We start from the raw sequence: 25,482 nt of genomic DNA, 5'->3' as shown, positions 1-25,482 counted from the left end.
ACACTGGATGAAGCGGTTGGGTGACCAGAATGGGCACCAAAACGCTTCTAGATGAAAAACATTCCAAGCAATGCCATCCTACCTTGGCGTGCGCCACCCAGCGGGGACCCTACGGGACCTTGTGGTACTTTGCGGCACACGGTCTGGGACGGGGCTGACGCCTTCTGGGAGAGCAACCTCAAGGAACTTGGGCTTTTGCCCATTAATCCTTCAAGAAATAGGTGATGGTCGTTACCACGCGGACCTTTTTGTCGATTTGGCGGTCAGGGGGGCTATCGGGGATTTCGACGGCTGGATTGACTTCAATCACGCCCTGATTGGCGTTTTGAATGGCCCCGACTTTGGCACCAGATTCCTTCGCAAATTTGTCGGCGGCTTCCCGGGCGCGTTGGGTCGCCTCGGTCAGCAGTGCCCCCTTCAGTTCATTCAAGCCGGTGAATTGAAAGGAAGGACCCGAGGAGGAGCCATCATTGGCAAAAACCACGCCCTCTTTCAGCAAATCACCACTATTGCGCGAGGCCTCGGCCAATTTGTCGACCTCCGTAGTTTTGACCATCAGGTTTTCAGTGAGAATATAGCGTGGTCCATTTAAGCCACCATTGGAATAGGCATTGGCCAGCTTGTCTTCAACGCGAATATTTTGCACCTGATAGGCGGTGGCAGGAAAGCCGCGGGCGGTCAAAAACGCTTTCACCGCAGTCTCTGACGAAGTCAGCGCCTGACGCGCTTCTTCCAAAGAATCACCCGTCGCGACAAAACTGATCGACCAAAAACCGAGGTCTGCCTTGACGGGGCGCTCTGAAAGACCTTTGACTGTGACCGTTCGAAAGCCCAAACGGGAGTGCACGAGGGATTGGCCGGCCGAGAAGCCGGCAAAGGCGATCCCGCCTGCCACGATCGCCGCTGCAGCCAAAAGATGAGTCCGTTCTGTCATGATAAAGCCCTCCACACCCCTCACTAGGCCACTTAAGTGCCTTGGGTGCAACATCACGTCCCTCAGATCCGCTGTGGGCTTGGTTTATGGCACGTTTAGGGCGGAACCACGGAGGAAACGGGCCAATACCGCCGTTTATGATGGCCCTAATCGTTCTTCTGGCACGGCTTGTTAAATGAACGGGATGTGGGTGCCTTTGGCCTTGGTCGCGGGCCTGTTACAAATTTTGCGCAATGCCGCCCAGCGCGGGCTTTCGGACCAAGCGGGGCCGTGGGGCGCCACTTTGGTGCGCTTTCTGTATGGTCTGCCCTTTGCCGGTTTGTTTTTAGGCCTTGTGTGGTGGCTCGCCCCACCAGCCCATTTCACCATTGGGTCTGAATTTTGGGTCGTCGCCCCGCTCGGGGCAACGGCGCAAGTGTGCGCAACGGCGGCCCTGATCCAAGCTATGCGTGCCTCAAGTTTTGGACTGGGCTCGACGTTTCAACATATGAGCCTACCCTTGGCCGCTTTGGTGGGTGCGCTCTTTCTCGGCGATCACTTGGGTGTTTGGGGCTGGTTGGGTATTTGGGGGGCGACAGCGGGTCTCTTGCTTGCCTCTTGGCCCAGCAAGGGTATTGCCGGGGGAATTGCTGGGTTTAAGGCCGGTTTTTTTGGGCTGGCGTCTGGGGCGTGTTTTGCCGTCTCGGCCAATTGCTACCGGCTGTGTGGACTGGCGATTGATCCGGCCGCGCCCATCTTTTCAGCGACCTTCACGCTCGTCTGTGTGCAAGCCATGCAAAGTGTTGTTTTGGGCGGTATCCTTTTGGTGGTGGATCGGCGGGCTTTGGCGGCCTTAGCGGCAGATGGGAGGGCGTCTTGGTCAGCGGGCTTTACCGGGGCAGCCGCCTCTGCCTGTTGGTTTGCCGCTTTGACATTGGCCCCTGCAGCTTTGGTGCGCGCGCTGAATGCCTTGGTCGAAGCACCCACCGCGACGCTCTTGGGCTGGCTTCGGTTTAAGGAGACAATCGATGTGCGCCGTGGCCTCGGCTCTGCCCTGATTGTGGCGGGTGTCGTCGTCTCAGTCTTGGGTCAATTGCGCGTGGTCTAAGCCGACCGGCGCGCGGCCTCTAAGAAAGCCGAAGCCGCCAGCACCATGCCATTGCGAACAGAGCTAACAAGCTCTTCTGGTGTAAAGGGTTTGGCGAGCGCCACATCCGCACCAGCCTCCAAGGTTTTCAACCAAGCCCGCTTGGCAATTTCACTCTCGCCCTTGTCTGAGACCGCCACAATGGCGACGCCGGGACATGCTTCGCGCATTAAGCGCACAAGTTCTGCTCCATCGTCAGAGGTGACATCGACCTGGGTGACTACCGCATCAAGGTCGAGAACATCAATCTGGTCGAGGGCTTCATCCAAGGTCGCGCCACAGGTCACGCGGAAATCATGTTCCTTAAGCCCCGTCTCACAAATCTTGCGCAAGGTCCGGCTCGGTTCGATCACCAGCACATGCGGGCGGCGGGTGCCCGATTCTAAGCGCTCGGCGACTTCGCTTAGCAGGCTTTGCAGGCGTTCTTGCGAGAAAGGCTTTTGCAACAGAAATTCTGCGCCATCGGCCTTTGCCCGCTCTAACAGGGCAGAGGCTGAATTTCGGCCCCCACCCGCGCTGATAGCCGCAATGGTTACAGTGGGTGCGGCTTCGCGGATTTTGGCGATCGTGCTGCCATCGGTTGAATCTGGCAGCATAAGGTCAGAGATAACAAGCTCAAGCGGTTCTTCTTCCATGATGGCAAGACCAGAGCGAAGATCCAAAGCCACAAGCGCAACCCACCCAGTTCGCAGGATCATTTGTGAGATCACGCGCGCCTGTATCATGCTGTCTTCGATTAACAGGCAGGTGTAGTTCGACAAAAGCCACCCCTTAGCTTGATTGATTTATGTCTAGGCGCGATCCGTTAACGTAGTGCAAATGGTGATATTTACCTGAGAAGTCGCAAATTTGTATGGTTGATTACTTTGAAAGCTTAGAATCTGGCTGTTTGGTTTGATCTGCTGGTGGTGCGACAACCGGTCTATAAGAGGCGGCCATCTGTTTGGCGAGACCAAAACCATCTTTTGCCAAGCGGGCTTCCTGCGTGCTGCGATCGGCCGGGCAGGTGGCAGTACCTTGGCCATAGGCTTGAAAGCCGGCATTGAATGCATCCACCAGCGGGTCGCGCAAGGCACTGGTATCTGGGGCTTCGAGGTCGAGGAGGGTGGCCATGCGTGACCGATAGGTCTGGTCTTCCCGACCTGAACAAGAGACTCGTAGGGCGTGGAGAGAGCCTAAGATGCGCGCCAAGCGGGTCAAATTCGTCTGTTTGATAGGATCAATCGCGCGCGCGCGCCGTTGATTTGCCGCAACTGCGCCTTGGGCCTCTGCGGCGGGATCGCCATAGGCGCTATACTCTGCATTTAGGCCTTCAACATCGCGCAGGACTTTTCGAGCCTTTTGCCGGGCCGGGCGATAGGGCACTTCTGCGGCTGTTTCTGGACTGGCTTCTGGGGTCCATTCCATTGGCGCGTCTTGGGGAATATCGACTGGGCCATCCTCAATCGGCGCGTCTGGACTACGCCGATCCGCCTCCACGGGGGCACCTGAAACCACATAGGTCTCCAGCGTGGGGGTTGGCCCACGATTTTGCGGGTCTTGGCTGATGGGTTGGGCGACACTCAACGCAGCCCCAGAGGCTGTGATGAGCACGACCGCACTGACCATCCATACAGTTGATTTCATACCCCTAAACGCCCCTGTTTCGGGCGCTAGGTCAAGCTGGCGAACTTGCTTGCAAGCGGGCAATCCGGCCAATCGCTTCATGGGCTTCGGCCATGATCGACTCGATGATTTCTTTGCACGACAGGATTTCATGAACCCCGCCAGCGGACTGGCCCATCGCAAAGCAGGATTTGTCGGCTTCCAAGCCTTCAATCTGGCCGCCAATGCCGCCCATAGCACCTGCCTGTAGGCTGATCATGGCTTGCTGGGGGAAGGGCTTGATGTCGGCGGGGCGGCTTTCCCAATCCTGCACCCAAGCATTATCTTTCACGCGCATGGGCTTGCCGGAATAGGACCGCGTGCGGACCGTATCGGTATCCTTGGCTGCGACAACAGCCTCCTTATACATTTGCCCGGCGTGGGCCTCTTTTGAGGCGATAAAGCGCGTGCCCATCCAAACCGCTTGCGCGCCAAGAGCCAGTGCGGCGGCCAGCCCGCGCCCGTCATAGAGCCCACCTGCTGCAACGACGGGAATCGTCACCCGTTCAACCGCTTGGGCAACCAAAGGCAGGGTGCCGACAAGGCCCGTGTGGCCGCCGCCTTCTGAACCTTGGCAGATCACAGCATCACAGCCAGCCGCTTGGGCCTTTTCGGCGTGACTCACGGCCCCACCCACCACCATGGCTTTGAGTCCTGAGGCATGGAGCTTTTCGATAATGGCGGAGGGCACACCAAGGCCCGCGATAAAGGCGGTCGCACCTTCGGCTATGATGATATCGACGGAGGCCTCGAGGCTACCGGGCACAGCGGCCAGAAGGTCAACGCCAAAGGGCCGATCTGTCAAAGCGCGGACCTTGCGCATTTCATCGCGGATTTCAGCGGGTGTGCGCCCGGCCATGCCAAGACAGCCATAGCCGCCCGCTTCCGAAACGGCAGCACAGACTTCGGCATAAGATACCCCACCCATGCCCGCCAGCATGATGGGATGTTCAATCCCCAAAAGATCGCAAATTGGTGTTCTTAAGCTCATGGCGCACTCCCTTGTTTTTGCGCCACGTTAAAGCCTTTGACCTGATGCGCAATCCCTCTGTCTGCCCGTCAATCCAGGCGCGGCCGATAGCGGTGGCAGGAGGTTTCATGATCGATCACAAGGCCTGCTGCCTGCAAATAAGCGTAACAAATGACTGGCCCGCAGAATTTGAAACCACGGGCTTTAAGTTTGCGCGCCAGCTCTTCTGATTCTGCCGACTTTGTCGGTGCATCGCGATAGGAAATGGGGTGGTTTTGGATGGATTGACCGCCCACGACCGACCAGATAAAATCATGAAAGCCGCCCGGCTCTTGTTGAATGGACTGAAAAAGCCGCGCAGACTCAATGGTGGCAATAATTTTGGCGCGCGCCCGAACGATGCCGGGATTGGCCATCAAGCGCTCAATATCATCTGGTCCGAAGGCGGCTACGCGGTCAGGGTCAAAGCCACAAAAGGCTTCTCGAAAAGCGGCCCGTTTGCGCAAAATCGTGATCCACGACAGGCCGACTTGAAAGCCCTCCAGGCATAATAACTCCCACAGCTCACGGGCATCATGGACCGGAACCCCCCATTCTTCGTCATGGTAGGCGACATAGAGCGGGTCTGATTCGAGTACCCAGCCGCATCGTTGCATGGTCAATTCTGCCCTTCGCGCATCATGCAGGGCACTTGCCCCTTGAGGCGTACCATAGTGCCGCGCCACGATAGCGGGTCAAGTCGGGTGAGGGCCTTTGGTTTGGGGCCTGCACAGGATTTCACACCTGTCCTTAAATTGACGCAAACTGTGCCCACATGAAGCAGAACCTGCTCAACCGCCTTTAGCGGCTTCCCGTGCGCGCGGAAGCTGGTTAAAGATGGGTCGGGGAAGGGCATACGGCCCGGAGTTTACATCGTGAAGCACTCGCCATTTCGAATTCTGCTTGTTGTGCCAACCTTGCTTGTAGCCGTCGCTGCTTGCCAATCTATGCCCGGCAGCAACACCAAAAAGGCACCGGCCTATGTCGAGCGTCCGGTGGACCTGTTATACAACAATGCGCGCGATGAGCTTAGCAAGAAGAATTATGCCGAAGCGGTAACAGGCTTTGAAGAAGTGGACCGCCAGCACCCCTATTCGGAATGGGCGCGGCGTGCTTTGCTGATGACGGCCTATGCCAATTATCAACAGAACAAATATGAAGAAGCAATCGCGGGCGCGCAGCGTTTTACCTCGCTCTATCCCGGCAATGAGAGCGCGGTGTATGCTTATTATCTGATCGCTATCTGCTATTTTGAGCAGATTGTAGATGTGGGTCGTGACCAGCGCATGACCGAATTGGCCTTGGCCGCCCTCAATGATGTGGTGCAGCGCTATCCCCAAAGCGAATATGCCCGCGATGCGCGCCTGAAGATTGATATGACCCAAGACCAGTTGGCGGGTAAGGAAATGGAAATCGGGCGCTATTATCTGCGGGATGGCCAACATTTGGCAGCCCTTGGCCGCTTCCGCCGGGTGGTAGACCTTTATCAGACGACGACCCACGTCCCCGAAGCGCTGCACCGCTTGGTTGAGACCAATTTGTCGATGGGCCTCGTTGATGAAGCCACCAAGGTCGGCGCTGTTTTGGGCTATAATTATCCGGGCTCTGAATGGTATGAGGCCAGCTATAAATTGTTGACCGCCCGCGGCTTTACGCCCGAAGGTAAGCCAGAGCGGCGTGGTCTGTTCCAACGGATTGTGCGGCCCAAGCGCGGGTTAGAGCGCGCGCCAGAGCCGCCTGAAGCTTCGGCCACCCAAGCGAGCAAATGAGCGCCATTTTCCCTCGTTCAACGTCCGCCTCGCGTGGGGGGAGGCATGTCCGACGGGGTGGCCGATGCTAATTGGCTTGTCGATCCGCGACGTGGTCCTAATTGAAACCTTGGACTTAGAGATTGAGCCTGGCTTTACTGCGCTGACGGGGGAGACGGGGGCTGGGAAGTCTATCCTACTGGATGCTTTGGGCCTTGCTTTGGGCGAGCGTGCAGATCGCAGTTTGGTTCGCCACGGAGCAGAACGGGCTCAAGCAAGCGCTATTTTTGAGATCGGCACAGGCCATCCCGCTATCGCCCTATTGGAGGAATTAGACCTGCCTGAGGCCGAAGATGGGCGTCTTGTCTTGCGTCGCTCTATCAGTCTGGATGGGAAAAGTCGGGCTTATGTCAATGATGCGCCCGCTTCGGTCAGCGCGCTGCGTCGTCTGGGGGCGTGTTTGCTGGAAATTCATGGCCAGCATGCATCAGTTGGTTTGATGGACCCTTCCACACACCGTGACTTGTTGGATGTGTTTGCCAAGGCAGGCCCTCTCAAAGCCCAAGTGGGAGAGGCTTGGCGAACGCTGGAAACGGCCCGTTCGGACTTAGAAGAAGCCGAAATGCGGGCGCGTCGGGCTTCCACCGATCGCGATTATCTGGCCCATGTGCTGGCCGAACTTAAAAAACTTGGCCCCAAGGCCGGCGAAGAAGCTGCCCTTGATGCCGAGCGGCGCGCCTTAATGGGGTCTGAAAAAGCGGCAACCGCCCTCAAAGATGCCACCGACGCTTTGGCAGACGGCAAGGCCGAGCAGCGCATGGCCGCCGCCGCGCGCGCGTTGTCGCGGGTGGGCAAGCCCGAAGGCGAGGGGGCCGATGCCCTGTCCAAAGCGGTCGATCAGGCCGCAGCTTCGCTCGAGCGGGCTTTGAGCGAATTGGCCGATGCGCAAGGTTGGATGGCGCGCGCTGGTGATGCTTTGGATGGCGATCCAGGCCGCCTTGATCAGTTGGAAGAGCGCTTGTTTGCCCTGCGCGCTGCTGCCCGCAAACATGGCGTGACAGTTGAGGCATTGCCCGACGTTTTGGCTCGGGCTGAGCGAAATCTTGCCAATATTGATCATGCCGATGAGGCCATTCAAGCGGCTAAGGCCGCCTTGGCCAAGGCGCAAGTGGCTTATGATCAGGCTGCCACCACGCTGTCAAAGCGCCGCCATGCGGCTGCCGAGGCACTCGATAAAGCGGTGGAGCTTGAGCTGCCCCCACTGAAACTGGAAAAAGCGCGCTTCAGGAGCCGGGTTGATAGCGATGCGGCACGCCCAACCAAGGATGGCATTGATCGGGTGACCTTTGAAATTGCCGCCAATCCAGGTGCAGGCTTCGGGGCTTTGTCAGAGATTGCTTCGGGGGGCGAACTGTCGCGTTTGTCGCTTGCACTCAAGCTTGTTTTGTCAACCGATGGCGGCACATTGGCCTTGGTGTTTGATGAGGTGGATCAAGGCATTGGTGGCGCAACCGCAGACGCTGTGGGCCGCCGTTTAGCCCGCCTGTCTCAGACCGCCCAGATTCTATGCGTGACCCACAGCCCGCAAGTAGCGGCGCGCGCGCGCCGCCATTGGCGTATCGAAAAGCGGGTGGAAAATGGCGTAACCCGTACCGGTGTCAGCACACTTCCCGACGCTGCGCGCGAAGAGGAATTGGCACGGATGTTGTCAGGCGCGGAGATCACAGCAGAAGCCCGCGCGGCAGCCCGCGCTTTGGTTGCGGCCAATCAAGACTAAAGGCCTGAAACGGGGTGTGGACACCCTTCAACGAAGGCGAGGTGCAGGCTTCACGCGCGCCCCGCTTGGCGTTAGTTTCGCCGACATGGACCTTTCAGCACTTCCCGTCGATTCCCTCACCAAAGAACAAGCCGCACGAGAATTAGAGCGGCTGGCGGGGGAGATCGCCGCCAACCGAAAAGCCTATTATGAGCATGATGCGCCGGTCCTGACCGATGCTGAATATGATGCGTTGGAGCGGCGCAATCTTCTGATCGAACAGCGCTTTCCAGCCTTAGTCCGGGCTGATAGTCCATCGAAAAGCGTCGGCAGTGCAGCCTCTGCCCGTTTTAACAAAATCACCCACCAAATTGCCATGCTCTCGCTGGACAATGCCTTTACCGATGGCGATGTGGCAGACTTTTTGGGCCGCGCCCAGCGCTTTCTGGGCTTTGAGGATCAACGTGCTTTGGCCTGCACAGCCGAGCCCAAGATTGATGGCCTGTCGCTGTCGGTTCGCTATGAGAAAGGCCAGCTCAAACATGCCGTGACGCGCGGCGATGGCAAGGAAGGTGAAGATGTCACCGCCAATGTGCTGACGATTGGCGATATTCCCAAGAACTTAATGGGCACAGACTGGCCGGAAATCCTAGAAGTGCGCGGCGAAGTCTATTTGAGCCATGCCGCGTTTGAAGCCCTCAATCAGGTGCAATTGGAGGCGGGCGCAGCCCTCTATGCCAATCCCCGCAATGCAGCGGCTGGAAGTCTGCGACAATTGGATCCTGCCATCACCGCCCAGCGTCCTTTGAGCTTTTTCGCCTACGCTTGGGGCGAGGTGAGTGGTTCTTTTGCGGCCACACAAATGGAAGCAGTGGCTAGCTTCGCCCGTTGGGGCTTTAAAACCAATGCGGACATGAAGCTATGTGCCGATACCGCTAGTCTTTTGGCGCATTATCGTGATTTGGGCCTGCGCCGGGCCGAGTTGGGCTATGACATTGATGGCGTCGTCTATAAGGTCAATGATCTGGCGTTGCAGGCGCGCTTAGGGATTGTGACGCGCTTTCCGCGCTGGGCCATTGCGCATAAATTCCCACCCGAACAAGCCACAACCATTCTTGACGCGATCGATATCCAAGTAGGCCGCACCGGTGCTTTGACGCCTGTTGCCCGGGTCCGCCCGGTCACCGTTGGCGGTGTCGTTGTTTCTAACGCAACCCTGCATAATGAGGACTTTATTGCGGGCAAAGCACTCGATCGGGTGACGGGCCTGCCCGTGCGCGGCGGCAAGGATTTGCGTCCGGGCGACCATATCGTCATTCAACGCGCCGGCGATGTAATCCCCCAAATCGTGGATGTATGGGTCGATAAGCGCGAGCCCGACAGTACCCCCTTTGCCTTTCCCCATATTTGCCCGTGCCCGTTGCAGACGCCAGCCATTCGAGGCGGGGATGAGCAAGATGGCGGCCTGGATGTCGTTCGAAGGTGTACGGGCGAATTTGCCTGCCCCTTCCAGCGCTTGCGGCATTTGGAGCATTTTGTCAGCCGCAAAGCCTTTGACATAGACGGTCTCGGCCCCCGCCAATTACAGGACTTCTTCGACTGGGGCCTTGTGAAAGAACCAGCGGACATTTTCAAACTGGAAGGACGTCGTTCAGACCTTGAAGGCCGGGAGGGTTATGGCCAAACCTCGCTCAACAATCTGTTTGCGGCCATCAATCAGCGGCGTGATATTGATCTCTCGCGTTTCATCTTTGGGCTTGGCGTGCGCCATATTGGCGAGACGACCAGTGGCGTGCTTGCCCGTGCCTTTGGGTCTTGGGAGGCCCTAAAGGCTGCCATTGAGGTTGCCCAAACCCATCGCGCCAATGAAGCCTATCGGCAGTTGGAAGCCATTCATGGCTTGGGGCCGCGCGCGCTGGAGGCCTTATTGAACTGGGCAGCTAAAGCTGACTCACCTGTGCAAGCAGGCCTGTTTGATGATGTGGCAGAAAATCTGGCTAAGTTGCGCCTATCCGAAGTTGCCATGCCCGCCCGCAAGGCCTTGATTGAGGTTTTTCCCGATTGGCTTGGCCTTGTCTCGACTCTCAAGTCGGCCGCGGCAGGTCGCCCGCATGATGGCTATACGTCTCTTGCTGCGATTGATGGCATGGGCCCGGTGGCAACCGACGCCTTGCTTGATTTCTTTGCGGAGCCACATAATCGCGATGCGGTGGCGCGCTTGCTCGAACAAGTTCGCCCGCGCGATGCCGAAGCGCCAGCCTCAGATAGCCCGGTAACCGGCCTCACCATTGTCTTTACCGGTAGCCTTGAAACCATGACGCGCGATGAAGCCAAGGCCCAAGCCATCCGCCTTGGGGCTAAAGTGGCAGGAAGTGTCTCTGCCAAAACCGATATTGTGGTGGCAGGTCCTGGGGCTGGCTCAAAACTCGCCAAAGCGAGCGAGTTGGGGGTGCGGGTGATGAGCGAGGCAGAATGGGCTGCGTTTGTTGGCTGATTGACTGCGATTTGTCGTAAACCATTCGCATTGTCGCGCTATGTCTCGGGCTAAACTCTTTTTTCAAAGGCTACCGCTCCCCATGCCTCAACGTTCCAATCATTTTGCCGATCTTGCTTGTGAATCGCTGTCGCGGCGTGGGTTTTTGACGGCCACGGCCGCTTTGCCAGCCTTAAGCCTGATGCCTTCTGAAGCCGAAGCCGCCCCGGCTGGTTTCAAATCTGTTGCCGAAAATCGATTGGATACGGTGGTGGTGCCAGAGGGCTATGTTTGGCAGCCCTTGATTTCCTGGGGCGATCCTTTGTTTGAGGGCATGGCACCTTTAGACTTGACCAAGCGGGGTGCGCCTTTTGCCTTTACGCGGGCGGAGCAGGAAAACCGCTTTGGCACCCATAATGATATGTTGGCCCTATTCCCGGCCAATTGGGCCTATCCTTGGCCCGAAGGCCCTGTCACGCGGGCGATTATGTGTGTGAACCATGAGGCGGTTAGCCCCTTTATGGCCGCCCCCGGCGCGAATGGTCAGCCGATTGATACCAGCGAAGTGGCGTTAGACGCGCTCTATGCCTGTATGGGCGTCAGCGTTTTTGATGTGGCTTATGACCCGGCAAGCGGGGCTTGGTCGGTTGTGAAAGGCCCGGCTGTCGGCATTGGTCGTAACCGCCGCCTGACACCTTATAGCGAAGTCGTTTTTGACGGGTCTGCCGCCAACCATCCTTGGATCACTAAGGCTGGTGCCATCGTCAATGACGTTGAAACTGCCCGCTCTGGCCCTGCCACACGCGCCGGTGCGATCAAGGCCGGGACCTTCCAGAATTGTGCCGGTGGTTTTACACCTTGGGGCACGTATCTGACGGCGGAAGAGAATTTCAACAATCAGTTTTTTACCTCGGACAAGGCAAGTCCAGCCTTGATCGAAGCCCAAGCTGATGCCGCCTTTGGCGTGGATCAAGCCATTTTTCGCTATGACAATGTTTGGCGCATGGGCGGGCCTGCTCAATTTGACTTGAGCCGCAATCCGCATGGACCATCCTTGTATGGCTGGATCGTTGAGATTGATCCCTATGATCCCGACTGGCGGCCCCATAAACACACAGCCCTTGGCCGCAAATGTAATGAATGCGCCACCACGGTCTTGTCCAAAGCCAATAAGGCCGTCGTCTATACCGGCGATGATAGCGCCAATCAGTTTGTCTATAAGTTCGTCTCGCGCGATAAATTTGACCCCACCAACCGGATCGCCAATCGTACGCTTTTGACCCATGGGACGCTTTATGCGGCCCGCTTTGAAGCCGATGGGACGGGCCGCTGGATTGCCTTAACGGCTGCGGCCGCCAACCGTGTCCCGCGGGGCCCCGGCGAGACACCCTTTGCTGATGATGGCGATGTGATGGTGCGTTGCCGCGAAGCCGCGCTTCGGCTGGGTGCAACCAAAATGGACCGCCCTGAAGATGTCGAAAGCCCCACCGATGGTTCGTTCCGCGGCACGGGCACCGTTTTTGTGATGTGTACCGGCAATCTTTCTGACTCGGGTCGGGCGGGAAATGCAGCTAATCCGCGTCGCAAAACCATCGCTGGCGACGGCTTAGAGCGCAATTATCAAGGCCATATTGTGCGCATCGAAGAGGCCCGCCAAGACCCGGCGGCTCTAACCTTTACCTGGGACATTTTTGCGGTGGCTGGCGATCCGGCTGGTGAAATAGCTCCCGTTACCAATCAAGAAGGCAAAGTCGTCAATGCGTCTTCCTGGCTGAATGGTAAGCCGACCACCACGGGTGATCGCTTTGCCATGCCCGATAACATTACCTTTGATCACCGCAAATTCTGCTGGATCACAACAGACGGTACGCCCGAGACTTTCCCCTGTAATGATGGGGTCTATGTCCTGCCGATGGTTGGTAAAGGGCCACGTCCGGTGAAGCGCTTTTTGACAGTGCCAATCGGGGCCGAATGCTGCGGGCCACTTCTGGCGTGGGACCAAAAGACCTTCTTCTGTGGCGTCCAGCATGTGGGTGCAGAAAATGTCAAAGGCCAGAATTATCGCGGTGAAGCGGCTGGGCCTTATTCCACCTTCCCCAATGGCGGTTGGCCGCGCGACAGTGTGATTTATGTTCGTCGCCAAGATGGTGGCACAGTTGGCACCTAAGGTGCCGGCAGCCTCTGATGTTTTTGGCAATCTAACCGCAATTTAACGTGCCAGACAGGAAACAATCGTCCACGACATAAGCCATGGTCATGGACTGGGGTGTACCCCCGCAATCGGGACCTGGGGGGATATCAGCGCAGACGCGACTGATGACGCGTTTAGCCGCGATCGCGGTTTGGCTGGTGCTTGGCTTTGCGCTGCTATCAACGCAACCCCACCTGCTGCCCTCGATTGAGCCTGCAGGGGTTGCGGCAGTGCGGCTTGAGCCTTTGACGCGCACTCCCAAGGCGGCTCTGTCAGCCTCTGTTGCACCTGTCGCCGGATCAAAGCCACGCGCAGCCGAAACGATAAAGGGCGTGACGGCCCCACCCCCTTTGCGCACAATGCCAAGACCGGGGCCAAGACCGGGGCGAGACGGGCACGATGCCGCAAGCCCAATTGGCCGCCAGCCTGCAACGACACCTAGTGGCATCGCTCCCGTGCAGCCAGCCCTTGCCGGAACGGGCCCCGCGGCCAGTGGGCCGGCCGTGCACAGCCTCACCCCGCAAAGTCAGGCCATCATCAAAGCACAAGCTTGCGCCCAGCTGGACCCCAAAGACCGCCCACCCGATTGCCCGCCCAATGCCGAACTAAAGCGCCTGTTGCAAGTCGCGCGTGGGCCCAAATATCGCCCGGAAAATGCCGAAGGTTTCTCACGCCATGAACTGCGCTGGCGTGATATTCCCCCACCTTGTTTGGAAGATGGGCAAAAGGTCAAAATGACCGGCATGGGGGCCTGTGTGCGGTTTGGGAATACGCCTTCGCGCGTGCGCTCCCCGCAAGAAATTTGTGAAGCCAAGGGGCTGGGCGGCTGTGCCCCTGTGCCGTCGCAAGCCGCCGTCAATGCGGCGGTGAAACAGGTGAAAGGGCAATGAGGCACTTGCGGTTTTGTGACTCTGATGAGGGTTTGCAGAAGGAACGGGATGAATTAGGCTCAGGCGTATGATCACATCCGCGCCGGTTCTTCAGACCCCAAACCTCACCCTCCGCGGCCACACTGTGGAGGATTTTGACCGCCTCGCTGCCATGTGGTCCGACCCATTGGTCGTGAAACATATCGGGGCGCGGGCATCAACGCCGCAAGAAGCATGGTTTCGCTTGTTGCGCTATATCGGGCACTGGCCCGCCTTAGGCTATGGCTATTGGGCGGTATGCGACAAGCAAACAGGCCTTTATATCGGCGACGTTGGCCTTGCCGATCATAAGCGCGGCATGCATCCAGATTTTGAGGCGACGCCAGAAGCCGGTTGGGTGATTATTCCACCCATGGCGGGCAGGGGGCTTGCCACCGAAGCCATGCAAGCAACCCTCGACTGGTATGAAGCCACGTATGGCCGCGCCCGCACCGTGTGTATGATCGAGTCGGTACACGCACCCTCTATCCGGGTTGCCGAAAAACTGGGTTATAAGCGCTTTGCCGAAACCTCGATGGCAGCGGGGCCTGTTAGTTTGTTTCAGCGCCTTTGATCCAAGCCTCAACCGGGCCCTTTTGCAGGATCGTCAACGGATTGCCCTTGCGGTCAACCTTATTGCCCAAAGCCAAGCGGACCCAGCCTTCGGAAATACAATATTCCTCAACATTGGTCTTTTCCTCGCCCTTAAAGCGGATCCCGACACCTTTGGCGAGGATCTCTTCATCATAGTAGGGGCTGCGGGGATTGACGCTCAAACGGTCGGGCAGGGCGGTGGGGCTGGTTTCATCGGTCATAGGCGCTGCTTAGCCTAATGCGGGCGCGAACCTCAAGGGGGCGGTGTAGTGGGCTAAGATAGGATTGTCGCGACCCGTGCCATGACGTCTGCTAGAACACGCTCAGACAGCCGTTTTTGCGCTTCAAGAATAGCAAGCTGCATGATCCCATCTCCGGACATGGTTAGATAGATCGCACAATCTGACTGGACAAACTAATTGCTTTGGAGGTGGTGTGGGCCGGGGGATCATAATGACGCGAACGCGCAAGTTCCTTCGGCTAGATTCCAAACGGGGACACCCGACCACCCAACGCTGATTGCCGATTGTCTCGCATGCACTTGTATGATATTGTCATGACAATCGGAGGTGCCAATTATGCCCGCTAACGCGCTTATTCAGACGCGGATTGATGAAGATATCAAGGCACGTGCCAGTGCAGTCTTGGAAAAGTCGGGCCTTACGGTTTCCGATGCTGTGCGCATTATGTTGACACGTACCGCCAATGAAGGCGTGTTTCCTATGGACATTGCGCCGCGGGGTTCAAGCACCGAGGATTTTGACGCTTGGTTTCGGGCAAAAGTCCAAGAAGCTTTGGAAGATCCTCGCCCCACGATCCCCCATCAAGATGTAGAGGCACATTTTGCCCTGAAACGACGTGAATTGTTGGCACGAACAGAGGCCAAATGAAGCTAAGCTGGACTCATCAAGCATTTGGTGACCGCGAAGCGATTTTGGATCATATCGCCAGGGACAACGCGATAGCAGCTGTTGAGACAGACGACCTTATTGTTGCTGCCGTCGAAAACCTCCTCGTTTTCCCGATGATGGGGCGCTTGGGCAGGGTCGCGGGGACGCGCGAATTGGTTGTCGCTAAGTCTGACTATATTGTCGCTTACAGATTAGCCGATCAACACCAAGAGGTTGTCATTTTGTGTGTTATCCATGGCGCACAGCAGTGGCCGGAAATGATGGAGTAAGGTGCCTGTTCATGCGCACCTCTCATCCGGCGGCAAGCAATTGGCTTGGCGCGGGTGACGAAATTTAGCGCTTAAAAGCGCCGAATACGCGCGGCGCGAGTTGCTAAAGAAAGGTAATTCTGGTGGGGGCACTCTGATTGATGAAATCAGAGCCGCCATGCCCGCTGCCTTAGCCCAATGCGAACGGCTTCCTCACGGGGGCGGTGTCGTGGGGTGGGGGATGACCGACACAGCAAGTCCGCCACTGGCTTGGCTCATGCGGTCATCATTGGTCCAGAGCGCATCACACCCGTGATATTGCGCGCAAGCCACATGAAGCGCATCGGGCATCTTCAATTGTCCTCGCGCAACCAGGTGTGCCCCCTGTCGAAAGATGGCCTCGTTGAGTTCAAGGACCTTCACGCGGTGGAAGAAACGCTCGTAATCTTGCAGCAAGAAGCTGTTTCCGATGCGCAAGGGCCCCGCCAAGCATTCAGCTATGACGAGATGGGATATGGCAAATTCGTCATTGGGCGCGGCTGCGATCTTCAACAAGACCGTCTCGTGGAGAGCTGATGCGGACTCGAGTGCATAGATGACAATGCAGCTATCGAGATAGATTAATCCCATGCCGCACGTGCATCCTCAATATCGCGTTCAATTTGCGTGTGATCGCGCTGCGCCTTTGTCGGCTTCCGCGACACCAACCATGTGAACAGCCCCGCACCACTATGAGGCGCGGCTTGACAGTCGTCATCCTGCTCAATGGGCACGAGGCGCATCACAGGCTTGCCACGGTTTGCGATGATAACCTCTTCGCCCGCCTGCGCACATTTCACCAGTTCCGACAGGCGGTTTTTGGCCTCAAGAATATTCACCTGCATGGTCGTTGCTCCAACTTGGCTAGAATGATAGCCTATTCTAGCCAGATACGAAAGCCAGTCTTGGGCTTTGTCGTGGTCGGCTAAGTCAGGATTGTTGCAACCCGTGCCACGACATCTGACAGGAAAGCGGCGGGAAGCTACTCGACCTTGCGGCCTCCGCGTGCGGCACTGTCCAACACGCGAGGCTGATCACATTCTATAATCGTACAATCCCGGTGGTTTGAACACCAGGGATCGGAACGGCAAAACCCAATCGCCTCGCAAAGTTCCCGGCATGGGTGATGGGCAAAACGATCGGCAGTTTAGTTGCAAGATTGAAGGCCGTTAGGGAGATGATCACGACGGGCCAGCTGCACCGTTGCTCCTGCCCCTGAGTTAGATTTAATGACTCCAGATAGATGTCGCCTCGGTTCACAGAAGCTCTCCGCCTACCGATGGCAAATCCAGCCAGTCACGGTTTTCTCGTGCATCGGCCTCGATCCTCTGTGTTATGTTTTTGGACAACATAAATGAGGGGCGGAGCCATGAATGCGCGCTAATTGGTTGCCCTCGGGACAAATCGCGATATAAAGTAAGTATGACGTGGTCGCCTACCTTTGATACTGCAATCGGGGTTGCAGGTCTTATGGCCTCAATGGCTGGGATTTGGTTTTCCTACCGTTCATTGAAAGAAGCCGAACTTGCCAAGAAGGCAGCACAAAGTGCGGATACTGCCGCACAAGCAGCACGGGATTCGGTTCGTCGAGAAGATCGAAAGGCCAAGCTTCTGACCAAATTGACGCAACTTCTTTCGATATCCGACACGATGTGGCGAAATCCGGGAAATTTGGTGGAAGAGATGTTTGAGCCGATGCAAATTGAGCTGAGACGGGAACTGTCGAATTGTGCGAATGCCGCTGCTGGAAACTATCCAGATATTCAGAAACGACTCCGGAATGCGACCATCTTTTTGGACGATCTAGCCGAAAGCCAAGTGGGCGATGAAGACGAGGTTCAAGATGCCCGAAAGCGCTTGATTCAATCTATAGGTCACACTATCTCCGATATTCGCGGGGAGCTTGAATTGGGAGCACATGATCATGGATGAGAATGTATCTGCCCTCTATTCCCTCCTGCTCGATAAAACCCGTGGTGGGTCGCTTGCATGGGCTGCAACGGATGGGGGGACCGCTTTCATTGCGCCCGTCGGGAATCAAACCGTCAAGATTGGGGGTATTCGGGCCAAAGCAAAGCAAAGTTCATCCGGCAATGCATTTGCAGGCTTACCCAAGGATTGGGATCGGCAGCCGACTATTGTTGTTTACGACAGCAAGCTGAATGTGGTGGCCTCTGGTGGCGTCGACGGTCAACCAATCCAAAACGCATTGGCTGCGATCAGCCCATTTGGGATTGAGAATATTTCAAGTCCCCGCTTGCTTGAGCTCGCTGATCTGCTGGCGACAAAGTATGGCAAGCCGTCAAGTGTCCAGCAATTAGTTGAGACGCTAAAGGCAAGCTAGCTTGGCGATGGCGGTTTGCGCCCCAACCCCCACTGCACCCAGCCTGTCTGCAGGCCTTTACAAACCAGACTCACCAGACTAGTAACGCCGCTCTTGCTTGGACCGGCTGTGGAGAACCTTGGTGTTCTTCAGACGCGGGACGATAAAAGCGCAGGGTTCATGCCGCCGAAAAGGGCATGTCGCCTCTGATGGCGCGGTCATACGCGTCTTTGCTTCTTCGACCCCGTCAGACGGCTTTTCCAGCTAAAATTAAGTTTGCGCAGCCTGATGCGTCGCCGGTCAAAATGGCGTCGTAGCGGGCTTCGTTCGATGTTTGACATGCGGTCCTATCGATTGGATGACCGCTTCGCGAGGGTAAATATGGCTCAACAGACCATCCGGATCAGGCTCAAAGCCTTCGACCACCGGGCGCTGGATCAGTCCGCCAAGGAGATTGTCTCCACGGCAAAGCGCACTGGCGCAATGGTACGGGGCCCTGTGCCTTTGCCAACGCGCACTGAACGTTTCACCGTCAACCGCTCGCCACACGTCGATAAGAAGTCGCGCGAGCAGTTTGAAATCCGCACGCATAAGCGCGTGCTCGACATCGTAGACCCAACACCACAAACGGTGGACGCGCTGATGAAGCTCGATCTCGCTGCCGGTGTTGACGTCCAAATTAGTCTGTAAGGGCGCCGGCTATGCGTACAGGATTGATCGCAAAGAAAATGGGCATGACCCGCGTGTTTGCTGCCGATGGCGCACACGTGCCGGTCACTGTCCTGGCTCTCGAAGGCTGCCAAGTGGTGGCCCAAAAGACCGACGACAAAGATGGCTATACCGCCTTGCAAGTGGGCGCAGGTGCCCGCAAGGCCAAGAACGTTACCCAGCCTATGCGTGGCCATTATGCCAAGGCCAGCGTTGAGCCTAAGGCGAAACTGCGTGAGTTCCGCGTCTCGGCCGACAATTTGGTCGACGTGGGTATGGAATTGACCGCTGACCATTTTGTGCCCGGCCAAAAGGTTGATGTCTCTGGCATCACCATCGGTCGCGGGTTTTCTGGTGCGATGAAGCGCTGGAACTTCGGTGGTTTGCGTGCCACGCACGGTGTGTCTCTGTCGCACCGTTCGCATGGCTCGACCGGTCAACGCCAAGACCCAGGTAAGGTTTTCAAGGGCAAGAAGATGGCCGGACACTATGGTGTTGAGCGCGTCACCACCCAAAACCTTGTCATCGTCCGTACCGATGTTGAGCGTGGCTTGATCCTGATCCGTGGTGCCGTTCCAGGCGCTGAAGGCTCTTGGGTTGAAATCCGTGACGCGGTGAAGTCTGCAGCTCCCGCGAGCCTGCCAAAGCCAGCCGCTTTCCGTAAGCCCGGCGATCTGAAAATCGTTCAAGCTGACGCGGAAGTCGCGGCTCCTGTCGAAACTCAAGAGGGAGCCGAATAATGAAACTCGACGTCCTGAAATTAGATGGCAGCAAGGCTGGCTCGGTAGAGCTGGACGACGCCATCTTTGGTGTGGCACCCCGTGCCGACATCTTGCACCGCGTGGTGCGTTATCAGTTGGCCAAGCGCCGCGCTGGTACGCATGACACGCAAAACCGTGGCGAAGTTTCGCGCTCGCACTCCAAGTTCGGCAAGCAAAAGGGTTCTGGCGGCGCTCGTCACGGTTCCCGTAACGCGCCGATCTTCCGGGGCGGTGGCGTGGCGCATGGCCCACACCCACGTTCGCATGCACATAGCTTGAACAAAAAAGTTCGCGCTTTGGGTATGAAAATGGCTCTCTCGGCTAAGGCGGCTGAAGGTTCGCTCATCATTCTCGATCAAGCAGCCCTCGACGCACCCAAGACGAAAGTCTTGTTGGAAAACTTCGGCAAGCTCGGCGTGACCAATGCTTTGGTTATCGGCGGCGCTCAAGTCGACGCCAATTTCCAACTTGCTGCCCGTAACGTTCCGAATGTAGACGTTCTGCCAGCTGCTGGCCTCAATGTTTACGACGTCCTGCGTCGCCACAAGCTGGTTTTGTCGCGTGATGCGATTGAAGCCATCTCGGCACGCTTTGCAAGCAAAGGGGAGGCTGCATAATGGCACTTTCCGAACGCCACTACGATACCATCCTGGCCCCTTGGATCACGGAAAAGGGCACTTTGCTCTCCGAAGTGAACCAAGTGATCTTCCAGGTGCCGCTGACGGCAACCAAGCCCGCCATTAAAGAAGCTGTTGAGGCGCTCTTTAAGGTAAAGGTGAAGGCCGTCAATACCATTCGCGTTCAAGGCAAGACCAAGCGCTTCAAGGGCGTGATGGGCAAGCGGAACGACTTCAAGAAAGCAATCATCACGCTGGTCGAAGGCGAGACGATTGATGTGACGACGGGGCTCTAAGGAATGGCACTCAAGACATTCAAGCCGACCTCTGAAGGTCGTCGCCAGCTGGTGATCGTTGACCGTAAGTCCTTGTACAAGGGCAAGCCGGTTAAAGCGTTGACCGAAGGCTTGACCAAGACGGGTGGTCGCAACAACACCGGCCGCGTAACCTCGTTCCGTTCGGGCGGTGGTCACAAGCGCACCTATCGCATCATCGACTTCAAGCGTCGTAAGTGGGATATGCCAGCAACGGTTGAGCGTTTGGAATATGATCCAAACCGCACCGCCTTCATCGCACTGATCAAGTACGAAGATGGTGAGCTGTCCTACATCGTGGCCCCTCAGCGCCTTGCCGTTGGTGACACCATTGTCGCCGGCGAAAAGGTCGATGTGAAGCCAGGCAACGCGATGTTATTGAAGTCGATCCCCGTGGGCACGATCATTCACAACGTCGAAATGAAGCCTTTGAAGGGCGCTCAGATCGCACGTTCGGCTGGTTGCTACGTGCAATTGGTTGGCCGCGACACTGGTTATGCGCAGATCCGCTTGTCCTCGGGCGAGTTGCGCATGGTTCCAGATAGCTGCATCGCCACCATTGGTGCAGTTTCCAACCCAGACAATATGAACGAAAACTCGGGTAAGGCCGGGCGTTCGCGTTGGTTGGGCATTCGTCCTTCGGTTCGTGGTGTCGCCATGAACCCGGTTGACCACCCACATGGCGGCGGCGAAGGCCGTACCTCTGGCGGTCGCCACCCCGTAACCCCTTGGGGTAAGAAAACCCGCGGTCCAAAAACCCGCAGCAACACGACGACTGACCGGTTGATTATCCGTCGTCGTCACGAAAAGAAGGCTTAAGACGATGCCTCGTTCGGTATGGAAAGGTCCGTTTGTGGACGGTTACCTCCTCGCCAAGGCGGAGAAGGCGGCGGAATCTCCCCGTCGTGAAGCGATCAAAACCTGGTCGCGTCGCTCCACCATCATGCCTCAGTTCATTGGCCTGACCTTCCAGGTTCACAATGGTCACAAGTTTGTGCCTGTGAATGTTTCGGAAGAAATGGTTGGCCATAAGCTCGGCGAATTCGCTCCAACCCGTACCTATTTCGGTCACGGGGCGGACAAGAAGTCGAAGCGGAGGTAGGCGCATGTCAAAAGCAAAAACCCCTCGCGCCTTGTCTGACAAGGAAGCTTTGGCCCAAGCCCGCAACCTGCGGACCAGCGGTCAAAAGCTGAACTTGGTGGCACAAAGCATTCGTGGCTTGAAAGTGGACAAGGCCTTGGCTGAACTTCAGTTTTCGCCAAAGCGCATTGCCATCGACGTTCGCAAGTGCCTGCAATCGGCCATCGCAAACGCCGAAAACAACCATGGCCTCGATATCGATGCTTTGGTCGTTGCCCAAGCCTATGTCGGCAAAGGTCTGGTTATGAAGCGTATGAACACCCGGGCTCGCGGTCGCGGCGCTCGTATTGAAAAGCCCTTCTCGCACATCACCATCGTTGTGCGTGAGATGGAAGGAGCGGCCTGATGGGTCAGAAGGTCAATCCAATCAGCATGCGTCTGGGCATTAACCGGACGTGGGACAGCCGCTGGTATGCTAACACGGGCGAATATGCGAAGCTTCTGCATGAAGACATCGCAGTTCGCGCCTTCTTGAAAAAGAAGCTGAAGCAAGCTGGTGTGTCGCGCATCGTGATCGAGCGCCCACACAAGAAGTGCCGCGTGACGGTTTATACGGCGCGTCCAGGTATTGTTATCGGCAAAAAAGGCGAAGATATTCAAAAGCTTCGTAAGGATCTTACCGGTATCGTCAAGGACGCGGAAGTGTTCTTGAACTTGGTCGAAATCCGTAAGCCAGAGCTGGATGCAACCTTGGTTGCTGAAAGCGTTGCTCAACAGCTCGAGCGTCGCGTGGCTTTCCGCCGTGCGATGAAGCGCGCGATGCAATCTTCCATGCGCATGGGCGCTGGCGGGATCCGCATCACGGTTGCGGGTCGTTTGGGCGGTGCTGAAATCGCCCGGACCGAATGGTATCGTGAAGGCCGCGTGCCTTTGCACACCTTGCGGGCGGATGTGGATTATGGCGTTGCAGAAGCCACCACCGCTTATGGCATCATCGGCATCAAATGCTGGGTCTTCAAAGGCGAAATTTTTGAGCGCGACCCATTGGCTCAAGACAAGCGTGCTGCTGAAGTGGGTGACGCACGTCCCCGCCGCGACAATGATCGTGAAGATCGTCGTCCACGCAATGATCGCAACGATCGTGACAACCGCGGCCGTGGTCGTGGTCGTGGCGACGCGGCTCAAGCTGGCGCGTAAGGGAGGAACTGAAACATGTTGTCACCTAAACGTACCCGCTTCCGTAAGCAGTTCAAAGGCCGCATCCATGGTGCTGCAACCGGCGGGGCAACCCTGTCGTTTGGCATGTATGGTTTGAAGGCTTTGGCACCTGAGCGCGTCACCGCGCGTCAAATCGAAGCTTGCCGCCGCGCCATCACGCGTCAAATGAAGCGTCAAGGCAAAGTTTGGATTCGGATTTATCCAGACGTGCCAGTGTCCAAGAAGCCAAACGAAGTTCGGATGGGTAAGGGCAAAGGTTCACCTGAATTTTGGGCCGCACGGGTAAAGCCCGGTCGGATCATGTTCGAAATCGACGGTGTTGCACAAGAGATTGCAGAAGAAGCATTGCGCCTCGGCGCTGCGAAACTGCCTATCGCGTGCAAGATCATTTCACGTGCCGACTTCGGTCTGGCTTAAGGGAGCGTCCACTATGAAAGCCGCTAACGCGCGGGCTTTGACGCCCGACCAATTGCAAGAAGAGCTGCTCAAGCTGAAAAAAGAGCAATTCAACTTGCGTTTCCAACGTGCGACAGGTCAACTTGAAAAGACCCATCGCATCAACCAGGTCCGCAAGGACATCGCGCTCGTCAAGACGATGATGCGCGAGAAGACCACAGCAACGGCTGTTTAAGGAGTAATCGATGCCAAAGCGTATGATGCAGGGCGTCGTGGTGAGCGACAAAGGCGATAAATCCATCGTCGTGAAGGTAGAACGTACCTTCCTCCACCCAGTCCTTAAAAAGACGGTGCGCCGCTCGAAGCGCTACCATGCCCATGATGACGCAAATGCGTACAAAACGGGTGAGGTCGTGCAGATCCAGGAATGCCCGCCTAAGTCCAAACTGAAGCGGTGGGAAGTGATTGGTCGCGTCGGCAGCTAGGGCTGTCCGATACGGGCTAATAGAAGAGGATCGATTATGATTCAGATGCAAACAAATCTGGATGTCGCGGACAATTCCGGTGCTCGTCGCGTCATGTGCATTAAAGTACTTGGCGGGTCGAAGCGTCGTTATGCGTCCGTCGGCGACGTGATTGTTGTCTCCATTAAAGAGGCAATTCCACGTGGCCGCGTGAAGAAGGGTGACGTCCGTAAGGCCGTTGTCGTTCGCGTCGCAAAGGACATCAAGCGTAAAGACGGCTCCACCATCCGGTTTGACCGGAGTGCGGCTGTACTCGTGAATAACTCGCATGAGCCTATTGGCACCCGGATCTTTGGACCGGTTCCGCGCGAACTCCGCGCAAAGAACCATATGAAGATCATTTCGTTGGCTCCGGAGGTACTCTAGGATGGCTGCGAAACTTAAAAAAGGTGACAAGGTCGTTGTCTTGACCGGTAAGGACAAGGGCAAGACGGGTGAAGTGGTCAAAGTTCTGCCGAAGGAAAACCGTTTGGTGGTCCAGGGCGTGAACATGGTCAAAAAGCACCAGAAGCAGACCCAAGCCCAAGAAGCTGGTATTCGTGCGTTTGAAGCTCCGCTTCAAATCAGCAACGTTGCTTACATGGACCCTACGGATGGCAAGCCAACCCGGGTCGGTTTCAAAACCTTGGACGACGGTCGTAAAGTCCGTTTTGCCAAGCGTTCTGGGGAGGTGATCGGCGATGTCTGAGACCCAAACTTATCAAGCCCGCTTGAAGACCGAGTATAACGAGCGCATCCGCGCCGCTATGCAAGAGAAATTCAACTATACCAACGCCATGCAGATTCCACGTCTCGATAAGATCGTGATCAACATGGGCGTCGGTGAATCCGTTGCAGACAGCAAGAAGATGCAGTCGGCTTTGGCTGCTTTGAGTGCGATTGCTGGTCAAAAGCCAGTCACCACCAAAGCCCGCAAGTCGATCGCAGGTTTCAAGCTGCGTGAAGGCATGGCAGTCGGCGCGAAGGTAACTTTGCGCGCAGAACGCATGTATGAATTCCTCGACCGTCTGATCACGATCGCGCTGCCGCGCGTGAAGGATTTCCGCGGTCTCAACGGCAAGTCGTTTGACGGCCGTGGGAATTACGCCATGGGCCTCAAGGAGCACCTCGTGTTCCCTGAAATCAACTATGATCAGGTCGACCAGATCTGGGGCATGGACATCATCGTCTGTACGACGGCTCGCACGAATGAAGAAGCGAAAGCCCTTCTTTCTGAGTTCAACTTCCCATTCCGGAACTGATATCATGGCGAAGAAAAGTGCTATCAACCGCAATGACAACCGTAAGGCCCTGGTGAAGAAATTCTCGGCTAAGCGCGCACGCCTCAAGGCCATCGCGACCGATGAAAATCTGCCACTGGAAGAGCGCTTTGCGGCTCGTTTGAAGCTGGCGGAGCTTCCGCGTAACTCGGCCGAAAACCGCGTTCGCAATCGCTGCGAGGTGACAGGTCGTCCCCGCGCTTTCTATCGTAAGCTCCGCATGTCGCGGATTGCGTTGCGGGACCTCGCGTCCTCCGGCATGATCCCCGGCATGACAAAAGCTAGCTGGTAAGGGAGGGTTGTCATGCAAGTGAACGATCCCGTCGGCGACATGCTCACTCGGATCCGCAATGCTCAAATGCGGAACCGTTCGACTGTCACCACTCCAAAGTCCACCCTGCGTGCCCGCGTCCTCGATGTTCTCGTCGGCGAAGGTTACATCCGTGGCTATGGGGATATCGAAGTGAACGGCAAGATTGAGTTGGAGATCCAGCTCAAATATTTCGACGGTGCGCCCGTGATCGATACGATCAAGCGCATTTCGAAGCCTGGCCGTCGTGTTTATTCCTCTGTGAAGGACCTTCCGCTCGTGCGTAACGGTCTGGGTATTGCGATCCTCTCCACGCCTAAGGGTGTGATGTCGGACGCGGCTGCTCGGGCTAACAACGTCGGCGGCGAGATCCTCGCGCACGTCTACTAA

Annotated in this window: 36 protein-coding genes; 27 read left to right on the top strand and 9 right to left on the bottom strand. The window is 56.8% G+C overall.

Features of this window, described 5'->3' with window-relative positions:
* Nucleotides 1-202 precede the first annotated feature (202 nt).
* Nucleotides 203-934, bottom strand: a complete 732-nt coding sequence (locus tag B7364_RS12275) for an SIMPL domain-containing protein (protein ID WP_157893677.1) — start codon at nucleotides 932-934, stop codon at nucleotides 203-205.
* A gap of 175 nt (nucleotides 935-1,109) precedes the next feature.
* On the opposite strand from B7364_RS12275, the gene B7364_RS12270 reads away from it, so the two are divergent.
* Nucleotides 1,110-2,021, top strand: a complete 912-nt coding sequence (locus B7364_RS12270; protein WP_232780899.1) for a DMT family transporter — start codon at nucleotides 1,110-1,112, stop codon at nucleotides 2,019-2,021.
* On the opposite strand, the gene B7364_RS12265 is transcribed toward B7364_RS12270, so the two are convergent.
* From B7364_RS12265 to B7364_RS12250, 4 genes are all read right to left on the bottom strand, one after another.
* The gene (locus B7364_RS12265; protein WP_157893676.1) at nucleotides 2,018-2,821 is read right to left on the bottom strand and encodes a response regulator; all 804 of its coding nucleotides are present in this window, start codon (nucleotides 2,819-2,821) and stop codon (nucleotides 2,018-2,020) included. The genes B7364_RS12270 and B7364_RS12265 overlap by 4 nt on opposite strands.
* Before the next feature lie 100 nt (nucleotides 2,822-2,921).
* A complete protein-coding gene (locus B7364_RS12260) occupies nucleotides 2,922-3,686 on the bottom strand; it encodes a TIGR02301 family protein (RefSeq protein WP_157893675.1) in 765 nt (254 codons plus the stop codon).
* 31 nt (nucleotides 3,687-3,717) lie between these two features.
* Nucleotides 3,718-4,695, bottom strand: coding sequence for an NAD(P)H-dependent flavin oxidoreductase (locus B7364_RS12255; RefSeq protein WP_085340323.1), 978 nt, complete (start codon nucleotides 4,693-4,695; stop codon nucleotides 3,718-3,720).
* A 68-nt stretch (nucleotides 4,696-4,763) separates the two neighbouring features.
* Entirely contained in the window at nucleotides 4,764-5,399 is a 636-nt protein-coding gene (locus B7364_RS12250) for a DNA-3-methyladenine glycosylase I (protein WP_332835086.1), read from the bottom strand.
* 189 nt (nucleotides 5,400-5,588) lie between these two features.
* Between B7364_RS12250 and B7364_RS12245 the strand changes: the two genes are divergently transcribed.
* From B7364_RS12245 to B7364_RS12220, 6 genes are all read left to right on the top strand, one after another.
* Nucleotides 5,589-6,482 (top strand): outer membrane protein assembly factor BamD, encoded by an 894-nt coding sequence (locus B7364_RS12245; protein WP_106407630.1) that lies wholly within the window; start codon nucleotides 5,589-5,591, stop codon nucleotides 6,480-6,482.
* Nucleotides 6,483-6,546: 64 nt separating this feature from the next.
* A complete protein-coding gene (gene recN, locus B7364_RS12240; RefSeq protein WP_085340321.1) occupies nucleotides 6,547-8,238 on the top strand; it encodes a DNA repair protein RecN in 1,692 nt (563 codons plus the stop codon).
* Between the two features lie 85 nt (nucleotides 8,239-8,323).
* Nucleotides 8,324-10,711, top strand: coding sequence for an NAD-dependent DNA ligase LigA (ligA, locus tag B7364_RS12235; protein ID WP_085340320.1), 2,388 nt, complete (start codon nucleotides 8,324-8,326; stop codon nucleotides 10,709-10,711).
* 82 nt (nucleotides 10,712-10,793) lie between these two features.
* Nucleotides 10,794-12,857 (top strand): PhoX family protein, encoded by a 2,064-nt coding sequence (locus B7364_RS12230; RefSeq protein WP_157893674.1) that lies wholly within the window; start codon nucleotides 10,794-10,796, stop codon nucleotides 12,855-12,857.
* Nucleotides 12,858-13,006: 149 nt separating this feature from the next.
* Nucleotides 13,007-13,771, top strand: a complete 765-nt coding sequence (locus B7364_RS12225) for a hypothetical protein (protein WP_085340318.1) — start codon at nucleotides 13,007-13,009, stop codon at nucleotides 13,769-13,771.
* 67 nt (nucleotides 13,772-13,838) lie between these two features.
* On the top strand, nucleotides 13,839-14,363 hold the full coding sequence (locus B7364_RS12220; RefSeq protein WP_085340317.1) for a GNAT family N-acetyltransferase: 525 nt from the start codon (nucleotides 13,839-13,841) through the stop codon (nucleotides 14,361-14,363).
* On the opposite strand, the gene B7364_RS12215 is transcribed toward B7364_RS12220, so the two are convergent.
* Nucleotides 14,341-14,604, bottom strand: coding sequence for a DUF3297 family protein (locus tag B7364_RS12215; RefSeq protein ID WP_085340316.1), 264 nt, complete (start codon nucleotides 14,602-14,604; stop codon nucleotides 14,341-14,343). The genes B7364_RS12220 and B7364_RS12215 overlap by 23 nt on opposite strands.
* Nucleotides 14,605-14,961: 357 nt before the next feature.
* On the opposite strand from B7364_RS12215, the gene B7364_RS12210 reads away from it, so the two are divergent.
* Entirely contained in the window at nucleotides 14,962-15,273 is a 312-nt protein-coding gene (locus tag B7364_RS12210; protein ID WP_085340315.1) for a type II toxin-antitoxin system RelB/DinJ family antitoxin, read from the top strand.
* On the top strand, nucleotides 15,270-15,563 hold the full coding sequence (locus B7364_RS12205; RefSeq protein WP_085340314.1) for a type II toxin-antitoxin system RelE/ParE family toxin: 294 nt from the start codon (nucleotides 15,270-15,272) through the stop codon (nucleotides 15,561-15,563). The genes B7364_RS12210 and B7364_RS12205 overlap by 4 nt, the downstream gene beginning before the upstream one ends.
* 192 nt (nucleotides 15,564-15,755) lie before the next feature.
* Here the strand turns inward: B7364_RS12205 and B7364_RS12200 are convergent, their stop codons facing one another.
* From B7364_RS12200 to B7364_RS12190, 3 genes are all read right to left on the bottom strand, one after another.
* Nucleotides 15,756-16,172, bottom strand: a complete 417-nt coding sequence (locus B7364_RS12200) for a type II toxin-antitoxin system VapC family toxin (protein WP_085340313.1) — start codon at nucleotides 16,170-16,172, stop codon at nucleotides 15,756-15,758.
* The gene (locus tag B7364_RS12195; RefSeq protein ID WP_085340312.1) at nucleotides 16,163-16,426 is read right to left on the bottom strand and encodes a type II toxin-antitoxin system Phd/YefM family antitoxin; all 264 of its coding nucleotides are present in this window, start codon (nucleotides 16,424-16,426) and stop codon (nucleotides 16,163-16,165) included. The genes B7364_RS12200 and B7364_RS12195 overlap by 10 nt, the downstream gene beginning before the upstream one ends.
* Before the next feature lie 196 nt (nucleotides 16,427-16,622).
* Entirely contained in the window at nucleotides 16,623-16,841 is a 219-nt protein-coding gene (locus tag B7364_RS12190; RefSeq protein WP_232780898.1) for a type II toxin-antitoxin system PemK/MazF family toxin, read from the bottom strand.
* A gap of 162 nt (nucleotides 16,842-17,003) precedes the next feature.
* Between B7364_RS12190 and B7364_RS12185 the strand changes: the two genes are divergently transcribed.
* The 18 genes from B7364_RS12185 to rpsH all read left to right on the top strand — a co-directional run bounded on the left by B7364_RS12185 (nucleotide 17,004) and on the right by rpsH (nucleotide 25,482).
* Nucleotides 17,004-17,513: a hypothetical protein gene (locus tag B7364_RS12185; protein WP_085340311.1), complete on the top strand. Its 510-nt coding sequence runs from the start codon at nucleotides 17,004-17,006 to the stop codon at nucleotides 17,511-17,513.
* Nucleotides 17,506-17,925 carry a hypothetical protein gene (locus B7364_RS12180; RefSeq protein ID WP_085340310.1) on the top strand — a complete coding sequence of 140 codons (420 nt, stop codon included), beginning with the start codon at nucleotides 17,506-17,508 and terminating at the stop codon, nucleotides 17,923-17,925. The genes B7364_RS12185 and B7364_RS12180 overlap by 8 nt, the downstream gene beginning before the upstream one ends.
* Before the next feature lie 360 nt (nucleotides 17,926-18,285).
* Nucleotides 18,286-18,594: a 30S ribosomal protein S10 gene (rpsJ, locus tag B7364_RS12175; protein WP_085340332.1), complete on the top strand. Its 309-nt coding sequence runs from the start codon at nucleotides 18,286-18,288 to the stop codon at nucleotides 18,592-18,594.
* Nucleotides 18,595-18,605: 11 nt separating this feature from the next.
* Nucleotides 18,606-19,352: a 50S ribosomal protein L3 gene (gene rplC / locus B7364_RS12170; RefSeq protein WP_085340309.1), complete on the top strand. Its 747-nt coding sequence runs from the start codon at nucleotides 18,606-18,608 to the stop codon at nucleotides 19,350-19,352.
* Entirely contained in the window at nucleotides 19,352-19,990 is a 639-nt protein-coding gene (gene rplD / locus B7364_RS12165) for a 50S ribosomal protein L4 (RefSeq protein WP_085340308.1), read from the top strand. Before rplC ends, rplD begins: the two co-directional genes overlap by 1 nt.
* On the top strand, nucleotides 19,990-20,286 hold the full coding sequence (locus tag B7364_RS12160; protein ID WP_085340307.1) for a 50S ribosomal protein L23: 297 nt from the start codon (nucleotides 19,990-19,992) through the stop codon (nucleotides 20,284-20,286). The genes rplD and B7364_RS12160 overlap by 1 nt, the downstream gene beginning before the upstream one ends.
* 3 nt (nucleotides 20,287-20,289) lie before the next feature.
* Complete coding sequence (rplB, locus tag B7364_RS12155) at nucleotides 20,290-21,123, top strand: 50S ribosomal protein L2 (RefSeq protein ID WP_085340306.1); 834 nt, start codon at nucleotides 20,290-20,292, stop codon at nucleotides 21,121-21,123.
* 4 nt (nucleotides 21,124-21,127) lie between these two features.
* Nucleotides 21,128-21,406, top strand: coding sequence for a 30S ribosomal protein S19 (gene rpsS, locus B7364_RS12150; protein ID WP_085340305.1), 279 nt, complete (start codon nucleotides 21,128-21,130; stop codon nucleotides 21,404-21,406).
* A 4-nt stretch (nucleotides 21,407-21,410) separates the two neighbouring features.
* Complete coding sequence (gene rplV, locus B7364_RS12145; RefSeq protein ID WP_085340304.1) at nucleotides 21,411-21,791, top strand: 50S ribosomal protein L22; 381 nt, start codon at nucleotides 21,411-21,413, stop codon at nucleotides 21,789-21,791.
* Nucleotides 21,791-22,582 carry a 30S ribosomal protein S3 gene (gene rpsC, locus B7364_RS12140; RefSeq protein ID WP_085340303.1) on the top strand — a complete coding sequence of 264 codons (792 nt, stop codon included), beginning with the start codon at nucleotides 21,791-21,793 and terminating at the stop codon, nucleotides 22,580-22,582. The genes rplV and rpsC overlap by 1 nt, the downstream gene beginning before the upstream one ends.
* A gap of 15 nt (nucleotides 22,583-22,597) precedes the next feature.
* Nucleotides 22,598-23,020, top strand: coding sequence for a 50S ribosomal protein L16 (rplP, locus tag B7364_RS12135; protein WP_085340302.1), 423 nt, complete (start codon nucleotides 22,598-22,600; stop codon nucleotides 23,018-23,020).
* A 13-nt stretch (nucleotides 23,021-23,033) separates the two neighbouring features.
* A complete protein-coding gene (rpmC, locus tag B7364_RS12130) occupies nucleotides 23,034-23,234 on the top strand; it encodes a 50S ribosomal protein L29 (RefSeq protein ID WP_085340301.1) in 201 nt (66 codons plus the stop codon).
* 10 nt (nucleotides 23,235-23,244) lie between these two features.
* Complete coding sequence (rpsQ, locus tag B7364_RS12125; RefSeq protein WP_085340300.1) at nucleotides 23,245-23,484, top strand: 30S ribosomal protein S17; 240 nt, start codon at nucleotides 23,245-23,247, stop codon at nucleotides 23,482-23,484.
* Between the two features lie 36 nt (nucleotides 23,485-23,520).
* Nucleotides 23,521-23,889 (top strand): 50S ribosomal protein L14, encoded by a 369-nt coding sequence (gene rplN / locus B7364_RS12120; RefSeq protein WP_085340299.1) that lies wholly within the window; start codon nucleotides 23,521-23,523, stop codon nucleotides 23,887-23,889.
* A 1-nt stretch (nucleotide 23,890) separates the two neighbouring features.
* Complete coding sequence (rplX, locus tag B7364_RS12115; protein ID WP_085340298.1) at nucleotides 23,891-24,211, top strand: 50S ribosomal protein L24; 321 nt, start codon at nucleotides 23,891-23,893, stop codon at nucleotides 24,209-24,211.
* On the top strand, nucleotides 24,204-24,764 hold the full coding sequence (rplE, locus tag B7364_RS12110; RefSeq protein ID WP_085340297.1) for a 50S ribosomal protein L5: 561 nt from the start codon (nucleotides 24,204-24,206) through the stop codon (nucleotides 24,762-24,764). The genes rplX and rplE overlap by 8 nt, the downstream gene beginning before the upstream one ends.
* Before the next feature lie 4 nt (nucleotides 24,765-24,768).
* Complete coding sequence (gene rpsN, locus B7364_RS12105) at nucleotides 24,769-25,074, top strand: 30S ribosomal protein S14 (protein WP_085340296.1); 306 nt, start codon at nucleotides 24,769-24,771, stop codon at nucleotides 25,072-25,074.
* 12 nt (nucleotides 25,075-25,086) lie between these two features.
* Nucleotides 25,087-25,482 (top strand): 30S ribosomal protein S8, encoded by a 396-nt coding sequence (gene rpsH / locus B7364_RS12100; protein ID WP_085340295.1) that lies wholly within the window; start codon nucleotides 25,087-25,089, stop codon nucleotides 25,480-25,482.

Source organism: Aquidulcibacter paucihalophilus, assembly GCF_002105465.1.
Classification (GTDB): Bacteria; Pseudomonadota; Alphaproteobacteria; order Caulobacterales; family Aquidulcibacteraceae; genus Aquidulcibacter; species Aquidulcibacter paucihalophilus.
This window is presented reverse-complemented; position numbering and strand designations above follow the sequence as displayed.

Coding starts and splice junctions, on each gene's coding strand:
- rplX (WP_085340298.1), top strand. CDS start 23,891: ATGGCTGCGAAACTTAAAAAAGGTGACAAGGTCGTTGTCTTGACCGGT.
- rpsC (WP_085340303.1), top strand. CDS start 21,791: ATGGGTCAGAAGGTCAATCCAATCAGCATGCGTCTGGGCATTAACCGG.
- B7364_RS12230 (WP_157893674.1), top strand. CDS start 10,794: ATGCCTCAACGTTCCAATCATTTTGCCGATCTTGCTTGTGAATCGCTG.
- B7364_RS12255 (WP_085340323.1), bottom strand. CDS start 4,695: ATGAGCTTAAGAACACCAATTTGCGATCTTTTGGGGATTGAACATCCC.
- ligA (WP_085340320.1), top strand. CDS start 8,324: ATGGACCTTTCAGCACTTCCCGTCGATTCCCTCACCAAAGAACAAGCC.
- B7364_RS12270 (WP_232780899.1), top strand. CDS start 1,110: ATGAACGGGATGTGGGTGCCTTTGGCCTTGGTCGCGGGCCTGTTACAA.
- B7364_RS12185 (WP_085340311.1), top strand. CDS start 17,004: ATGACGTGGTCGCCTACCTTTGATACTGCAATCGGGGTTGCAGGTCTT.
- rplE (WP_085340297.1), top strand. CDS start 24,204: ATGTCTGAGACCCAAACTTATCAAGCCCGCTTGAAGACCGAGTATAAC.
- rpsQ (WP_085340300.1), top strand. CDS start 23,245: ATGCCAAAGCGTATGATGCAGGGCGTCGTGGTGAGCGACAAAGGCGAT.
- B7364_RS12200 (WP_085340313.1), bottom strand. CDS start 16,172: ATGGGATTAATCTATCTCGATAGCTGCATTGTCATCTATGCACTCGAG.
- rplN (WP_085340299.1), top strand. CDS start 23,521: ATGATTCAGATGCAAACAAATCTGGATGTCGCGGACAATTCCGGTGCT.
- B7364_RS12205 (WP_085340314.1), top strand. CDS start 15,270: ATGAAGCTAAGCTGGACTCATCAAGCATTTGGTGACCGCGAAGCGATT.
- rpsJ (WP_085340332.1), top strand. CDS start 18,286: ATGGCTCAACAGACCATCCGGATCAGGCTCAAAGCCTTCGACCACCGG.
- B7364_RS12160 (WP_085340307.1), top strand. CDS start 19,990: ATGGCACTTTCCGAACGCCACTACGATACCATCCTGGCCCCTTGGATC.
- rpsS (WP_085340305.1), top strand. CDS start 21,128: ATGCCTCGTTCGGTATGGAAAGGTCCGTTTGTGGACGGTTACCTCCTC.
- recN (WP_085340321.1), top strand. CDS start 6,547: ATGCTAATTGGCTTGTCGATCCGCGACGTGGTCCTAATTGAAACCTTG.
- B7364_RS12195 (WP_085340312.1), bottom strand. CDS start 16,426: ATGCAGGTGAATATTCTTGAGGCCAAAAACCGCCTGTCGGAACTGGTG.
- rplB (WP_085340306.1), top strand. CDS start 20,290: ATGGCACTCAAGACATTCAAGCCGACCTCTGAAGGTCGTCGCCAGCTG.
- rplD (WP_085340308.1), top strand. CDS start 19,352: ATGAAACTCGACGTCCTGAAATTAGATGGCAGCAAGGCTGGCTCGGTA.
- rplC (WP_085340309.1), top strand. CDS start 18,606: ATGCGTACAGGATTGATCGCAAAGAAAATGGGCATGACCCGCGTGTTT.
- B7364_RS12180 (WP_085340310.1), top strand. CDS start 17,506: ATGGATGAGAATGTATCTGCCCTCTATTCCCTCCTGCTCGATAAAACC.
- B7364_RS12215 (WP_085340316.1), bottom strand. CDS start 14,604: ATGACCGATGAAACCAGCCCCACCGCCCTGCCCGACCGTTTGAGCGTC.
- B7364_RS12225 (WP_085340318.1), top strand. CDS start 13,007: ATGACGCGTTTAGCCGCGATCGCGGTTTGGCTGGTGCTTGGCTTTGCG.
- B7364_RS12210 (WP_085340315.1), top strand. CDS start 14,962: ATGCCCGCTAACGCGCTTATTCAGACGCGGATTGATGAAGATATCAAG.
- rpmC (WP_085340301.1), top strand. CDS start 23,034: ATGAAAGCCGCTAACGCGCGGGCTTTGACGCCCGACCAATTGCAAGAA.
- rpsH (WP_085340295.1), top strand. CDS start 25,087: ATGCAAGTGAACGATCCCGTCGGCGACATGCTCACTCGGATCCGCAAT.
- B7364_RS12275 (WP_157893677.1), bottom strand. CDS start 934: ATGACAGAACGGACTCATCTTTTGGCTGCAGCGGCGATCGTGGCAGGC.
- rplV (WP_085340304.1), top strand. CDS start 21,411: ATGTCAAAAGCAAAAACCCCTCGCGCCTTGTCTGACAAGGAAGCTTTG.
- rplP (WP_085340302.1), top strand. CDS start 22,598: ATGTTGTCACCTAAACGTACCCGCTTCCGTAAGCAGTTCAAAGGCCGC.
- B7364_RS12220 (WP_085340317.1), top strand. CDS start 13,839: ATGATCACATCCGCGCCGGTTCTTCAGACCCCAAACCTCACCCTCCGC.
- rpsN (WP_085340296.1), top strand. CDS start 24,769: ATGGCGAAGAAAAGTGCTATCAACCGCAATGACAACCGTAAGGCCCTG.
- B7364_RS12260 (WP_157893675.1), bottom strand. CDS start 3,686: ATGAAATCAACTGTATGGATGGTCAGTGCGGTCGTGCTCATCACAGCC.